Origin of the sequence: Acuticoccus kalidii, from assembly GCF_021556395.1 — a bacterium.
Lineage (GTDB): Bacteria > Pseudomonadota > Alphaproteobacteria > Rhizobiales > Amorphaceae > Acuticoccus > Acuticoccus kalidii.
The window spans coordinates 108,321-122,617 of record NZ_JAKGCS010000024.1 but is presented as its reverse complement, the minus strand read 5'-3'; the positions used below and the strand labels follow the sequence as shown (position 1 = coordinate 122,617).

Genomic DNA, 14,297 nt, shown 5'->3' with positions numbered 1-14,297 from the left:
CCACGGGCCGGCGTTTTCGTTTCCGCCTCAGATGACCATGCGGCGAAGCTGCTGGGAGATGAGGTCGACGATCGTCACGGTGATGACGATGACGATCAGCAGCGTCGCGGTTTCCGCGTAATAGAAGCCGCGGATCGATTCGAAGAGCACCTGGCCGATCCCGCCTGCGCCGACGAGGCCGAGCACCGTCGCAGAGCGCACGTTCGACTCGAAGCGGTAGAGCGAGAACGACATCCAGAGCGGCAGCACCTGCGGGATGACGCCATAGACGATCTCTTGGATCTTGGTCGCTCCGGTCGCGCGGATGCCTTCGACGGGGCGAGGGTCGATCGCCTCCACCGCCTCGGAGAAGAGCTTGGCGAGGACGCCCGTGGTGTGCACGAACAGCGCCATCACCCCGGCAAACGGGCCGAGCCCCACGGCGACCACGAACAGCACGGCGAAGACGATCTCGTTGATCGCGCGGAAGGCGTCCATCAGGCGCCGCACCGGCTGGACGATCCACCAGGGCGCCATGTTGTTCGAGGAGAGAATGCCGAACGGGACCGAGAGGACCACCGCGAGCGCGGTGCCCCACACGGCGATCTGCACCGTCAGCACCATTTCCCGCAGATAATAATCGAGATCGCTGAAGCTCGGCGACAGGAAGCCGGACGCGTATTCGGCCATGTTGCCGGCATCGGTGAAGAGGTAGGTCCAGCGGTCCATCTCCGCCGGATACCAGCTCCACACGAGGAGCACGGCAAGGCCGCCCCAGACCAGGATGTTGAACGCGCTGCGCGTCCAATCGCGCTTGGCGACGAACGGCGTGTCGCCCTCATGATGCGTGAGCTCGGTCATGAACCCTCGATGCGGTGGAAAACGAAAAAGGGCGGACCGGATGGCCCGCCCTCGGTTCGATCGGGTGCGGTTCAGCCCTGCGGCTGGGCGTCGATCTCGGCCTGATACTCGGCCTTCTGAGCCTCCAGCGCCTCGATCTGCGCGGCTTTGTCGGCGTCGGAGAGGGCGGTGTCGGCCTCGATCTGGCCGATTTCCTTGGAAAGCTCCATCACGCGGATCGGCAGGAGCTGCGCGTCGGAGGAGGCGCGGAAGGGCGCCCAGGCGAGGCCGGCGAGGATCGCTTTCTCGGCCTCGACATCACCGTCGGTCTCGGGCGTGCCGTAGGTGAGGAAGAAGGTGCGCACGGCGTCCTTCGTCTCGTCCGACAGGTCCTTGCGCCACACGATCGGATCCGACGGGATCAGCGGCGACTTCCAGATGATCTTGATGTTCTCGAACGCCTTCGGGCTGTTTTCTTCGATGCGCGCAAGGTTCTCGGTGTTGTTGGACGCCGCGTCGACCTGCTCGTTGGCGACCGCCATCGCGTTCGTCTCGTGGTTCGCGTTGCGGACCGTCTTGAAGCATTCCTTCGGATCGATGCCGTTGGCGGCGAAGATGAAGGTCATGGGGACGAGAAAGCCGGACGTGGAGTTCGGATCGCCGATGCCGAAATTCAGCGTGCCGTCACACTTCAGGAGATCGTCGACCGAGTTCAGCGGGCTGTTCTTCGGCGCGAGGATGAGGCTCCAATAGCCGGGGTTGCCCGAGACGTCGACGGTCTGCACGAAGACCTCGCCGTTGGCGCGGTCGACGGCTTCCATGGCGGACTTGTTGCCGAACCAGGCGACGTCCACCTTGCCGAAGCGCATCCCTTCGATGACGCCGGCATAGTCGGAGGCGAAGAACGGCTCGACCTCGAGGCCGGTCTTTTCTTCCATCGCGGCGAGGAAGGGCTCCCACTGGGTGCGTAGGTTCTTCTGCGACTCGGTGGAGATGATGCCGAAATTGATGGTGTCCTGGGCGATCGCCGGTCCGGCGATACCGGCGGCGATGAGCGTGGCCGCAGCCAGCGCGCGCACGTTGAGGGTCATGGCGGTGTTCCTGTTCGAGGGGCGGATCAGGCCGGAGCGACGGCCGCGCCGGCGAGGATGACGGGCTCGGCGCGCACCCTGGCGGGTTCGGTGAGCGGTGCGTCGGGAAGGATGAGCTCCTCGGAGGCCTCTCCGTAGAGCTCGGTCAAAAAGGCGTTGGTGAGTGCGCTCGACGGGCCGTCGAAGACAACCGTTCCGTCGCGCAGCGCGATCGTGCGCGGGCAGTAGAGGCGCGCATATTCGACCTGATGGAGTGAGACGATGACGGTGATCCCGTCTTCGCGGCAGACGGTGGCGAGCGTGTCCATCACGCGCCGGGCCGAGGCGGGATCGAGCGAGGCGATCGGCTCGTCGGCGAGGAGGAGGCGGGCGCGCTGCACGAGGGCGCGGGCGATCGCCGCGCGCTGCTGCTGGCCGCCCGAGAGCGTCGAAGCGCGCTGCCAGGCGAGTTCGCCGACCCCGACCCGCGTCAGCGCCGCACGGGCCAGCTGCTTCTCCTCGCGGGTGAAGAGCCCCAACGTTCCCCGCCAGACCGGAATGCGGCCGAGAAGACCGACGAGGACGTTCACGATCACCGGCAGGCGTGAGACGAGGTTGAATTGCTGGAAGATCACGCCGACCTCGCGGCGCAGCGCCCGCGCGTCGGTGGCGAGGCGGCCGTTCTCCTGGATCGCTCGGTCGAAGATCCGGGCCGCGCCGCTTCCCGCGTCCGCCCGTTCGAGGCCCGCGATGTGGCGAATGAGGGTCGACTTGCCGGAGCCGGACGCGCCGATCAGCGCGACCATCTCCCCTTCGCCGATCGAAAGGTTCACGCTCTTCAAGGCGTGGCGGCCCCCGAAATGTTTCGAGAGCCGGTCGACCGAAACCGCTGGCATAGTGTCGTCCCCGTGTTCGGGAACCGAGTACAAGCGGCAGGCAACGCTTTTTTGATGCTTTTATTGAGCTTCGATGACAGGCGAGGCGCTTGAGGACAAAGGCCGGTTCGACGCCCTCAGGATCGCCGCGTCAGGCGGCGTCCTGCCGATCGGTCTTGGTGAGCGCCTGAATCGCGCCGAATTGGGTGAGGAAGACCTCGCCCGTCAGCATGTCGAGAAAGTGGGTCCGCTTCAGCTTGTCCATCACCGGCCCTTTCACTTCGGACAGGTGCAGCGCGACACCCATGTCGGCGAGGCGCGTGTCGATCGCCTCGAGGCTTTCAAGCGCGCTCATGTCGATATCGTTGACCGCCGAGCACATCAGGATGACGTGCTTGAGGCCTTTGGCGGGGGCGACGCGCTCCAGGATATAATCTTCCAGATAGCGCGTATTGGCGAAATAGAGGCTTTCGTCGACGCGGATCGTCAGAATTTCCGGGAAGGTTTTGACCTTGTGCCGCAGGATATTGCGGAAATGCTCCGTCCCTTCGACGAGGCCGACCTCGGCGATGTGCGGCCGCGAGGTGCGCCAGAGGAAGAGGAGCACCGAAATGCCGACGCCCGCCGACACGCCGATCTCGACACCGAGCCCGAGCGTCAGGACCACCGTCGCCGCGACGGCGAGGAAATCGGCGAAGGAATAGCGCCAGGCGCGCGACAGGATCGAAAGGTCGACGAGGGAGAGGACCGCGACGATGATCGTCGCCGAGAGCACCGCCTTCGGCAGATAAAAGAGAAGCGGCGTCAGCGCGAGGGTCGCGACCGCGATGCCGACGGCGGTGAAGGCGCCGGCCGCCGGGGTCGCCGCGCCGGCGTCGAAATTTACGACGGAACGGGCAAACCCGCCCGTGACCGGATAGCCGCCGGTGAAGGCGGCAGCCGTGTTCGCCGCGCCGAGGCCGATCAGCTCCTGGTCGGGCAGGATGCGCTGGCGGCGCTTGGCGGCGAGCGTCTGCGCGACCGAAACGCTCTCCACGAAGCCGATGATCGAGATCAGCACCGCCGGCCCCGCGAGTTGGAGCCAAAGCTCCGGGTCGAGCGGCGGCAGGGTGACGGGCGGCAACCCTTGCGGGATCGTGCCGACGATCGCAACGCCGGCCCCGTCGAGCGACAGCGCCCAGACTGCGAGGGTCGACGCCGCGATCGCAAGGACGGGCCCGGCTTTGGTGAGGATGTCGGCCGTCTTCGCCGGGACGCCGCGCGCGAGGAGAAAGAGCTTGAGCCGTTGCCGCACGGCGAAGAGAAAGAGCGTCGTCGCAACGCCGATCACGACGGTCGGAAGGTTGGTCTCGCCGAGATGGCGGGCGAGCGAGGAGAGGATCGATGGCAGCGTCTCCCCGCCGCCGCCGATCCCCAGAATGTGCTTGATCTGGCTCGCCGCGATTAGGATCCCCGAGGCGGTGATGAAGCCCGCGATCACCGGATGCGACAGGAAATTCGCGATCACTCCGAGACGGAAGATCCCCATAAGGAGGAGGAAGAGGCCGGACAGCAGGGCGAGCATGATCGCCGCCTGCGCGATCGCCGCGGGGTCGGTGAGGCCGAGATTGCCGATCGCCGCCGCCGTCATCAGCGACACGACGGCGACCGGCCCGACCGCCAACGTGCGCGAGGTGCCGAACACCGCATAGGCGAGGAGCGGGGTGATCGAGGCGTAAAGGCCCATCTCCGGCGGCAGGCCGGCAAGGAGCGCATAGGCGAGCGATTGGGGGATGAGCATGATCGTGACGATCACGGCGGCGACCATGTCGCTCGTCAGCGTCTCGCGATCATAGCGGCGGCCCCATTCGAGGATGGGCAGATAACGGAGCATCGATCGGACCCTCGTCGGCGGCCGTCCAAAGGCGGACGCCGGTATCAGCGCGGAGCTTACAGCCTGTTGATGGGCACTTTCAGAAAATGTGTCCCGCTGTCGTCCGCCGGCGGCAATGCGCCGGCCCGCATGTTCACCTGCAAAGAGGGGATGATGAGGCGCGGCATTGCGAGCGTCGCGTCGCGCGCGGTGCGGAACGCGATGAACGCCTCCCGCGATGTCCCGCCGCCGACATGGATGTTGTTTGCCTTCTCCTCCGCCACCGTCGTCTCCCATTGGATCGGGCGGCCATTGGGGGCGTAGTCGTGGCACATGAAGAGGCGCGTCTCGCCGGGAAGGGCGAGGACCTTCTGGATGGAATCGTAGAGCGTCCCCGCATCGCCGCCCGGAAAGTCCGCCCTTGCCGAGCCGCCATCCGGCATGAAGAGCGTGTCGCCGACGAATGCGGCATCGCCGATCACGTGCGTCATACAGGCGGGGGTGTGGCCGGGTGTATGGATCGTATAGGCGGACAGGTTGCCGATCGTGTAGCGGTCGCCGTCCTCGAAGAGGCGGTCGAACTGGCTGCCGTCCCGCTCGAACGCCGTGCCCTCGTTGAAGATCTTTCCGAAGGTCTCCTGAACGGTCGTGATCTTCGCGCCGATGCCGATCTTGCCGCCGAGAATGCCCTGAATATAGGGCGCGGCGGAGAGGTGGTCGGCGTGAACGTGCGTCTCGATCAGCCATTCGAGGCGCAAACCCTGCGCGCGAACGAAGGCGATCATCGCATCGGCGTGGGTCGAGGTGATGCGCCCGGCGGCATAGTCGATGTCCATCACCGAATCGATGATCGCGCAGGCGTCGCTGGTCGGATCCTTCACGACATAGGAGATCGTGTTGGTCTCCGGGTCGAAAAAGGCGGTGACGTCCGGCTTGCCGGCCGGCGCGGAGGTCTCGCTCATGGGGGTCCCGCTCATGCCGTTTTGAGTTGGCCGAAGGTCTTCGCGAAATGGGCGAGGAGGAGCCCTGCGATCAGCGCGAAGACGAAAAGATAGACGTCGGCGATGCCGGTGCCGAGCGCCGGGATCGAGCCGCCCGGACAAAAGCCGGCGATCCCCCAACCGACGCCGAAGACGGCCGATCCGCCGATGAGCTGCGCGTCGATATCCTTCGTGGTCGGCAGGAAGAAGCGCTCGGCGAAGAGCGGCCGCCCCTCGCGCCAGACGAGGCGATAGCCGACGAAGGTGACGGCGAGCGCGCCGCCCATCACGAAGGCGAGGGAGGGGTCCCACGTCCCGGCGATGTCGAAGAAATTGAGCACCTTGGCGGGGTTGATCATCCCCGACACGGCGATCCCGGTGCCGAAGACGACGCCGATCAAGAGCGCGAGAAGGAGGCTCATGCGATGCCCCCGATCACATGGCGCACGACGAAGACGGTCGCGAACGCCGTTGCCATGAACGTCACCGTCGCGACGAGCGAGCGCGGGGAGAGCCGCGCGATGCCGCAAACGCCGTGACCGGAGGTGCAGCCGCCGCCGAACCCGACACCGAGGCCGACGAGGAGCCCGCCGACGATCACCATCGTGCGCGTCACCGGAATTTCGACCACCGGCCAATCCCGGAACAGCGCGAGATAGACGAGCGGCCCCGTCACCATCCCGAGGAGGATCGCGACGCGGATCGACCAATCGGCGAAGCCCGCCGGAATGATCGCACCGCGCACGATGCCGGTGACACCGAGAATGCGCCCGTGAAAGGCCATGAACAGAACGGCGGAAAGGCCGATCATCGCGCCGCCCGCGAGGGAGAGCCATGGGGTGAATGTCGTCATGGGCATGTGTCCGGTCCGGTGGGGGCTCCGCGCGACCGGCATTCCGATCGGGCGCGCCACGAGGAGACCCGCGCGAAAACAAGATCTGTTCTATCGCACGGCAGGCCGCGGACCGACGGTGACTATGTCACCGACGGGTCAAGATTGTGCCAAACGCCGCAGGGGTTCGGGCTTCGTGATGCGAATCTCGCCGCGGGCTTGTTCGACGAGGCCGCGCTTTTGGAAGTCGTGGAGGGTGCGGGAGATGACCTCGCGTGCGGTGCCGAGCTCCGTCGCGAGGTTCTGATGCGTCGCCTTCACGACGCCGTCGTCCTGGGCGAGCGCGATGAGGCGCGCCGCGAGGCGCACGTCGACCCGCTTGAAGACGAGATCCTCGATGAGGACGAACAGGTCGGTGAGCCGGCGCGCGTAGCTGTGGAAGATGAACTCGCGAAATTCCTTCGACCGGCTGAGAAGATCGTCGAACACCGCGTTCGGAATCGCGATCGCGGTGATGTCGGTCTCGGCGATGCCCTCGGCCGAGTAGGCTTCGCTGGCGAGGAGGCAGCCGGTCGTCATCACGCAGCTTTCCCCGCCATGGACGCGATAGAGCGAGACCTCCCGCCCGGTTTCGCTGCGCTGCTGGACGCGCGCGGTTCCCTCCAGAAGGATGACCATCGCCTTCGGCTGCTGGCCGGGCTCGAACAGGACGCTGCCGCGCGGGATGCGGATCAGGTCGCTGCGGGCAAGGAGTTCGGCGCGGATCTCGGGCGACACCGCGCTGAGATCCGCGAAGCGCTCGGTCCAGTCGCCTTCTGTGCCGATCGCCATGTTCGATACCGCCGCGCATCACGTTCGTCCGCGAGCGCCGCGGCGCCCGCAAACGCGACAATACCGCCTTATCGGGGGGCCGTCATGTCGGCCGCTCCGGCGCTCCCTGGGCGAGACGTTTAAAGGGAGGCGCGCGCCTCGGTGTTTTTGCGGGCGCGGGGCTTGCGGGCCTTGGGCTTTGCCTTCTTGGCGGGCTTTGCCGACAGGTCGATGGTCTCGGCGAGTTCCTGTGTCGCCTTGAACCAATGCGCTTGGTCGTGGCCGACGCAGCGGCCCTCCGATTCCCAAATTTCGTAGGCGCGGGTGCGGATCCAGTCTTCCGAGATCTTGTCCATTCGAGGTCCCTCATCCAACAACACGGTCGGTCGGCGTCGCAGGTGCGGCCCGGCCGCCGCGTTCGGCGCGGTCGGCCGGAATGGCGCACGGGCGCCATGCTCGGGCGGCACCTTCTGGCGGGACGGTCGAAGCCGTGACGCTCGATGCCGCGCTTGGCGGTGGGCGTCTCGTCGTAACCCGGCTTCGCACCGCGACACGTCCAGATGTCGACGGGCTCGACGTCTATCGTTACGCGAGAATTGGTGAACGAGGCCTTTATCCGGCCCGAACATTGCGATCCTTCCTGGTGACGAACCGGCGGAAGGCTGGCGGGCCCGGCCGCGTCTCAGCGGCCGAGCGTGCCGTGCCAGAAGAGAAGCATCCCCGCCGCGAGGACCCCCGCGAGCGGCGGCAGCATCCAGCTCGATGCGATGCGGATCATGGTGAAGCGACCGCCGAGGAGGGGGATCTCGTAGGTGAGGACGCGGTGGATCGCGAGGATCGACCAGGAGGCGAGGAAGGCGACCATCTGCGCCTCGCCCGCTCCGAGCTGCCAGATGACGAGGGCGAGGGGAAAGGCGAGCATCGGCCCCCCCGGCGTAAGGCCCCCGACGGCGGAGGCGATGAGGATGCCGACGAAGCCGCTATCGGGGCCGAGAAGCTGCGAGACGCGCTCTTGCGGCACGAGGCGGGAGAGGTAGGTCGCGGCGAGGATCGCGACCGGAATGCGCACGAGGAGGGGCTGGCCCTGCTTCCAGGCGAGCGCCAGACCCTCTTTCAGCCGAGCCGGGTCACGCACGGCGAGCGTTCCGCCGAGGCCGGCGGCGATCAGGAGGAGGAGAGCGATCCCGAGATCCATTGTCGCCTCAGAACGGATTGCGCAGGCGCGGGAAGGTGTTGATCAGCCACCGCGCGAGAAGCCCGGCGATGATCGGCAGCGGCAGGCTCGACAGAAAGCGCACGATCCCGAATTCGGCGCCCATGAACGGGATTTCCCAAACGAGCAGACGATGCACCCCGATCGCCGCCCATCCGACGAGAAAGGCGACCAGCGCGCCGACATCGGCCCCCGCATGGGCGAGCGCATAGATGAGGGGAAAGGACGCGAACGGGCCGCCCGGCATCAATGCACCGATGCCCGTCGCGATGAGGAGACCGCGGATCCCCGACTGCTCGCCGAGCATCTTGCCGATTCGGTCACGCGGGATGACCACCTGCGCGAGCCCGGCGACGACGATGCCGAGAACGAGCTGCGGCAGGACGGAAACCAGCGAGAACACCGCCTCTTCGGCCCCGTCCGCCACCGCCGCCGTGCCGCCGAGCCGCCAGTTGAAATATCCGGCGATCAGCGCGGCGACCCCGAAGACGGCAACCGTGACGTCGACGAGGCGGCGCTTACGGGTGGGGCGCTCGACGGAGGCGGGGGCGTCGGGTTCTCGCGTCATCGGTCGGCGAGCGGGACGAAGCGCAAAACGGAGGCACGGCCTCGGCGGCCGGCCGAAAGGGATCGGGTGGAGGGCATTGAAACCAGAGACGAGTGGACGAGGAGGACATAGGGCGGGCGGTGAGTGTGGTCCATCGTGCGCCCCTTTGCCGGCGAGCGCCAGAGCCTCGGCCACCCCTCATGCGCGGAGCGTTCTTTGCCGATGGGTGAAGGTGGAGCGCAGGTCGGTCGCCGGCGATCGCGTCGCCGCGTTCGGTTCCGCGGTTGGTGGACTTGCCATCCATTGGCACGCTTGGCGAGAAAGCGGTGCTTTGTCGACATTGCTGGATTGGCGAAAAGCGGTGCTTTGTCGCCCATTGCTCGACCGGCGAAAATGGCCTCCTATGTCTCCAAAAAGTGACCGGGAGGACCGACCAATGACCGCAGAGTCGACAGCCGATGCACCGCTTCCGCCGGAGCTTGCGCACGAGTTGGAGCGGAACGAATTCAACCCTTGCGTCGGCCATGTCCTGCTTTCGGAAAGCGAGCGGGCGCGGGTCTGGTACATCCATTTGAAGCCCGGCGAACGCATCGGCTTCCACCGCCACGTGCTCGACTATTTCTGGACTGCTTTGACGCCCGGAAAGGCCGTCTCGCGGATCAATGGCGGCCCGCCTGTGGAGACCGAATATAGCGCGGGCATGACCGAGCATATCAGCTTTGCGCCCGGCGACTTCATGATCCACGATCTGGAGAACACCGGCGAGACCGATCTCGTCTTCAACACGGTCGAGCATCTGGAAAGCGCGAACCGGCCGCTGCCGCTCCCGGACGGCGTCGTGCCCACCCCGCGTTTGCCGGATCGTTGACGCCGCCACGACAAGGCGCTTCGGCGCCACCCTGAGGAAGGAAATCTTGATGCCGATCTACGAACTCGACGGCAAACGTCCCACATTGCCCCGCCACGATTCCTATTGGGTGGCCCCCGGCGCCCACGTGATCGGCGATGTCGTCTTGGAGGAGGATGTCGGCATCTGGTTCGGCTCCGTTCTGCGCGGTGACAACACGACGATCCGCATCGGCACCGGGACCAACATCCAGGAACACACGATGATCCACGTCGATCCCGGCTATCCGGTGTCGATCGGCGCGGGCTGCACGGTCGGCCACCGCGCGATCATTCACGGGTGCACGATCGGCAACAACACGCTGATCGGAATGGGGGCGATCATCCTCAACGGGGCGAAGATCGGCGACAATTGCCTGATCGGCGCCGGCGCGTTGATCACCGAGGGCAAGGAAATCCCGGACAACAGCCTCGTCGTCGGCGCGCCGGGCAAGGTCGTGCGGGAGCTCGACGAGAAGACGCGCGAGGGGCTGATGAAGTCCGCCTCGCACTATGTCCGCAACTTCCAGCGCTATCAGAGCAAGCTGACCGAAATCGGCTGACCCCTGACGCGGGGCGGCCCTCAGGCCGCCTCGGGCAGGGAGGCGCGGATCGCCTCGATGTCTTCAAGGGTCGGCAACGAGGCCTCGTTTCCGAGATGCTGCACCGCGAAGGCGGAGGCGGAGCGCGCGAAATCGAAATGCTCCGCCCAGGACAGCTCCGGCCGCGTCAGGGCGGAGTAGAAATAGGCGCCATGGAAGACATCGCCGGCGCCGGAGGTGTCGATCACCTTGTCGGCGGGGACGTCGAGGGCGGGCATCGTCTGCGCCTCCTGATCCCCCTCGTACCAGACGAGGCCGCGCTCGCCGAGGGTGACGGCGCCGACCTTGCAGTGCTTGGAGCGCAGATAATCGAGCATGGCGAGCGGGTTGAGGTGCATCTGCTCGCACATCCGCTCCGAGATCACCGCGACGTCGATATAATTGAGCAGCTCGTCGGTTCCGGGTCGGGCCGAGCCTCCGTCAAGGGAGGTGAGCATCCCCGCCTCGCGGCAGACCTTGGCATAATGCAGCGCCGCATCGGCCATGTGCCCGTCGAGGTGGAGACCGCGGCAGCCTTCGAGGTTGAGGGTCGGGAAGGGGTGGCGAAACTCGTCGTCACGGCAGCGCACGATGGCGCGCTTGCCGTCCTTCGGCATGATGAAGGAAAGGCTCGATTCGGCCACCTTGCGCCCGTGGACCGGAACGCCGGCGCGTGAGGCCATTTCGAGGAACATGCGCGAGAGCCAGTCATCGGCCTGCTGGCACAGGATCTCCGCCTTGAGGCCGAGCTTCGCCGCGCAAAAGGCCGCCGTGACGGCATTGCCACCGAAGGCGACGGCATAGTCGTTGGCGATCGTCTTGTCGTCGCCCGTCGGCAGGCTCTCGGCGAGAAAAGTGATGTCGATATAGGCGTGGCCGATGAACAGGGCCTCCATCCCGCACTCCTTGTCTGTCGTCACGTGTTGTCTGTCTTCACGTGTCGTCTGTCGTCGCGCTGGTCGTCGCCGCGCTGTTTGTCGTCCGTTGCCGGTCGGCCGGCGCGAACCGTCATGGATCGAGCGGCCGGACCTGTTTCGCCGATTGAGCGGGCGCGATCCGCTTCGCAGGGATCGGGGCGACCGGAGCGCGACGCGTTAGGGTCGCCGAGCTTTTCGCATTGCGCAATGGGGGGAGGCTGTCGGCGCGTCCCGAAACACAATCGGCCGCAGGTCGCCCCCTTGGATCGTGGTCCGGCTAGATGAGCCCGACGCTCCAGGCGATCGCGGCGACGGCGAGGACGATCTGCAAAGCGAGGATCGTCAGGAGGATCGCGCGGAAGGGCTGCTTGCGCGTCTTGTGGCGGATCATCGCCGAGCCCGCCACCATCGCCGGCGCCCCGCCGATCGCGGCGAGGGTCAGAAGAGCGCGCTCCGGGACGCGGCGTCGGTCGCGGATCGCGGATCGCTTGTCCCGCGCGAAGATCGCGAAGGCGACGATGTTGATGAGAACGAGCCAGACGGCGAGGAGAAGGAAAGGGCTCAAGGTCGAACTCTGAACAGCGTCGGGGGCGGGACGGAAAACGCCCTGCCGGAAGTCCGGCAGGGCGTCCGTGGTGGTCGGTCGAGGCGCGGGCGCCGTCGTGTCCGTCGGTCGAGGCGCGGGGCCTTACTGGTTGGCCGACAGGGACAGATTGAGGAGGCCGGGCAGCGCCTGCGGTGCCGTCATCGCCGCGCCGATGATCTGCGCGACCGCGACCGGCGCGGCGGGGCTTGCCGTGAAGGACAGCGTTTCCGGGTCGTTGAGGAAGGTCGACAGCGTGTCGGAGACCTCGCTGCTGAGCTGCTCGTCGCCCGTGACCATCGCGACCTGCATCGAGGCTTGCTGCGCGATCCCCTCGACGATCTGCTCGGCCGGCACGCCGGCCTGCTCGGAGATCATGCCGAGAATGAAGCGCGTGACGCCCTCGTCGGTGAAGGTCGCGCTCAGCGAATTCACCGCGGCGGTGGCGACCGCCTCATTGGCGCGGGAGGGGTTCTCGAAGATCAGCTTGGGGATGCCGGAGAGCGTCGCATCCGCTTGGATCCGGCCCACACCGTCGACGTCGATGTCCTTGTCGAGCTCGACGCGCTGCGTGTCCTCGTCCCAGCGCAGCTTGATGGTGCCGTCGGCCTTGACCGGGTCGAGCTGCATCGCGCGCGCCATCATCTGGGATTGCGGATCGGGCAGGAGGGCGGCCGGCAGTTCGAGGCCCTTCAACTCGATCGAGATGTTGGTCGGGATCGGCGGCACATAGTCCTCGAGCTTGTTCTCGAAGAGGCCGAGCTTCACCTCGCCGGAGGGCGTCGTGATGTCGAGATCCTTCACCGTGATGCGGCCGAGATAGGGCATCGCGCCGAGGGTCGTCTGCAGGTCGGAGGGCATGCCCATCATGTTGCTGAGCATCATGTTCACGAACGCCTCGCGCTCGGGGAACACGAGGTCCGCGAGCTCGAACGTGCCGAGCGAGCCTGTGCCCTCGGTCGCGTCCATGCTGAAACCGTTGACCGACAGGAGGCCGAGGCCGGCGGCGCTCAGATCCTCGATCGTGACGCTTTCGAGCCCAGCGGTGCCTTCGGGCGTCGAGATGGTGATGTCGTCCATCCCGTATTTGCCGATGCCGAACGCGCCATAGACGTCCATCATGAGCGTCGCCATGGCCTGCGGATCGGGTTCCTCGTCGGCTTCGAGCGCCAGAACGAAGGAATCGAGCTTTTCGAGGAGCGGGCCGTGGCTCGGGTCGACGGTGATGTTCTCGATCGTGTTCTTGCCGATCGACAGGTTGAACATGTCGCCGCCGCTCATGCTCATACTATCAAGCTCGATGAGGCCGATCATCGGCTGCGGGCCGTCGGTGGCGCCGGTGCCGGTGAGAAACGCCGCGAACGGGCGGATGTCGAGATCCTTGCCGCGCGAGGCGCCGTAATTGATCGCGATATCGACGGAAGTCGACGTGCCGTCCTCGTTCGGAATCTCGGTCGTCTGCGTCGACTCGATCGGGCCATACTCGAACGATTCGTGGACGCCGTCTCTGACCGGGCCGACGGTGACCGGGCCGTAGGACAGTTCCTGCACGTCCCCGGCGACGATGATGTTGCCGGTCAGCTTGCTGATCGACGAGCTGTCATAGGACTGGTGCACCGCCCAGTCGACGAGCGGCGCGAAGCGGGACACGGGGGCCGATTCGTCGTCCGCGATCGTCGGGAACGCTTGCCAGCTGCCGTTCACGATCTCGTAGTCGGTCGCGGTGACGTCGTATTTGAACGCCTCCTCGGTGCCCGTCGTCTCGATGTTCAGCGCCATCTCAGGGATCGCGATGCGGGCGGCGCCATAACCGTCGGCCGTTTCCATGAGGCCTTCGATCTCAACGCTCGGCGCGGTGAACGTCACGTTGACGGTCACCTCTTCGTTCTCCTCGCCGACGGTGGAGGCCCATGTCCACGTCACGTCGGAGGCGGTGACGACATCGCCCGACGACGTCACCCCGCCGACGCTCGCACTTTCGGCGCCATAGCTCGACGCATCGGTCAGGAAGGTTTCGACCGCTGCCGCCGCGTCGAAAGACCCGGATTGCGCGTAGGCTGCGGGCACACTCACGACCGCGACAGTCAGTGCTGATGTGATGTATCGGAGACGCATGGATTAGTCCCTTTTTGAGGCGGGCGCCGTCGCTGTTACTTGCCACGGATTTCGGTACGAACCAACCCGCCGTCAATCGTTGCTTGTGCCATCGAAGAATGACCTTCCGAGCCGAATGGAGGGCTCAGGCCGCTTTGAGCGGGCACGTGATCCGTCAATCATGGTCGAATGGTGATCGAAGGCCGCGAGGGGAAGCTTTTTTCCTATCGAACCACAGC

Annotated in this window: 16 protein-coding genes; 2 read left to right on the top strand and 14 right to left on the bottom strand. The window is 66.1% G+C overall.

Features of this window, described 5'->3' with window-relative positions; translation table 11 throughout:
- Positions 1–27: 27 nt before the first annotated feature.
- The 11 genes from phnE to L1787_RS13985 all read right to left on the bottom strand — a co-directional run bounded on the left by phnE (position 28) and on the right by L1787_RS13985 (position 9,019).
- A complete protein-coding gene (gene phnE / locus L1787_RS14035; RefSeq protein WP_235709467.1) occupies positions 28–840 on the bottom strand; it encodes a phosphonate ABC transporter, permease protein PhnE in 813 nt (270 codons plus the stop codon).
- Positions 841–911: 71 nt separating this feature from the next.
- The gene (phnD, locus tag L1787_RS14030; protein WP_235709466.1) at positions 912–1,910 is read right to left on the bottom strand and encodes a phosphonate ABC transporter substrate-binding protein; all 999 of its coding nucleotides are present in this window, start codon (positions 1,908–1,910) and stop codon (positions 912–914) included.
- A gap of 26 nt (positions 1,911–1,936) precedes the next feature.
- Entirely contained in the window at positions 1,937–2,785 is an 849-nt protein-coding gene (gene phnC, locus L1787_RS14025; RefSeq protein WP_235709465.1) for a phosphonate ABC transporter ATP-binding protein, read from the bottom strand.
- Positions 2,786–2,915: 130 nt separating this feature from the next.
- On the bottom strand, positions 2,916–4,637 hold the full coding sequence (locus L1787_RS14020) for a SulP family inorganic anion transporter (RefSeq protein ID WP_235709464.1): 1,722 nt from the start codon (positions 4,635–4,637) through the stop codon (positions 2,916–2,918).
- Between the two features lie 56 nt (positions 4,638–4,693).
- Positions 4,694–5,578: an MBL fold metallo-hydrolase gene (locus tag L1787_RS14015; RefSeq protein ID WP_235709463.1), complete on the bottom strand. Its 885-nt coding sequence runs from the start codon at positions 5,576–5,578 to the stop codon at positions 4,694–4,696.
- Positions 5,579–5,589: 11 nt separating this feature from the next.
- A complete protein-coding gene (locus L1787_RS14010; RefSeq protein ID WP_235709462.1) occupies positions 5,590–6,018 on the bottom strand; it encodes a DUF6691 family protein in 429 nt (142 codons plus the stop codon).
- Positions 6,015–6,449 (bottom strand): YeeE/YedE family protein, encoded by a 435-nt coding sequence (locus L1787_RS14005; protein WP_235709461.1) that lies wholly within the window; start codon positions 6,447–6,449, stop codon positions 6,015–6,017. The genes L1787_RS14010 and L1787_RS14005 overlap by 4 nt, the downstream gene beginning before the upstream one ends.
- Positions 6,450–6,587: 138 nt before the next feature.
- Complete coding sequence (locus tag L1787_RS14000; protein ID WP_235709460.1) at positions 6,588–7,259, bottom strand: Crp/Fnr family transcriptional regulator; 672 nt, start codon at positions 7,257–7,259, stop codon at positions 6,588–6,590.
- A gap of 119 nt (positions 7,260–7,378) precedes the next feature.
- A complete protein-coding gene (locus L1787_RS13995) occupies positions 7,379–7,594 on the bottom strand; it encodes a DUF2934 domain-containing protein (RefSeq protein WP_235709459.1) in 216 nt (71 codons plus the stop codon).
- A gap of 326 nt (positions 7,595–7,920) precedes the next feature.
- Positions 7,921–8,433 (bottom strand): permease, encoded by a 513-nt coding sequence (locus L1787_RS13990; RefSeq protein ID WP_235709458.1) that lies wholly within the window; start codon positions 8,431–8,433, stop codon positions 7,921–7,923.
- Positions 8,434–8,440: 7 nt separating this feature from the next.
- Positions 8,441–9,019, bottom strand: coding sequence for a permease (locus L1787_RS13985; RefSeq protein WP_235709457.1), 579 nt, complete (start codon positions 9,017–9,019; stop codon positions 8,441–8,443).
- A 415-nt stretch (positions 9,020–9,434) separates the two neighbouring features.
- Between L1787_RS13985 and L1787_RS13980 the strand changes: the two genes are divergently transcribed.
- Both L1787_RS13980 and L1787_RS13975 read left to right on the top strand, forming a co-directional pair.
- On the top strand, positions 9,435–9,866 hold the full coding sequence (locus tag L1787_RS13980; protein ID WP_235709456.1) for a cupin domain-containing protein: 432 nt from the start codon (positions 9,435–9,437) through the stop codon (positions 9,864–9,866).
- Between the two features lie 49 nt (positions 9,867–9,915).
- Complete coding sequence (locus L1787_RS13975) at positions 9,916–10,446, top strand: gamma carbonic anhydrase family protein (protein ID WP_235709455.1); 531 nt, start codon at positions 9,916–9,918, stop codon at positions 10,444–10,446.
- Between the two features lie 20 nt (positions 10,447–10,466).
- Here the strand turns inward: L1787_RS13975 and L1787_RS13970 are convergent, their stop codons facing one another.
- The 3 genes from L1787_RS13970 to L1787_RS13960 form a co-directional block, all read right to left on the bottom strand.
- Positions 10,467–11,360, bottom strand: a complete 894-nt coding sequence (locus L1787_RS13970) for a sugar kinase (RefSeq protein ID WP_235709454.1) — start codon at positions 11,358–11,360, stop codon at positions 10,467–10,469.
- Positions 11,361–11,658: 298 nt separating this feature from the next.
- A complete protein-coding gene (locus L1787_RS13965; protein ID WP_235709453.1) occupies positions 11,659–11,946 on the bottom strand; it encodes a DUF1294 domain-containing protein in 288 nt (95 codons plus the stop codon).
- 123 nt (positions 11,947–12,069) lie between these two features.
- Entirely contained in the window at positions 12,070–14,037 is a 1,968-nt protein-coding gene (locus tag L1787_RS13960; protein WP_235709452.1) for an aq_1923 C-terminal domain, read from the bottom strand.
- Between the last annotated feature and the right edge of the window lie 260 nt (positions 14,038–14,297).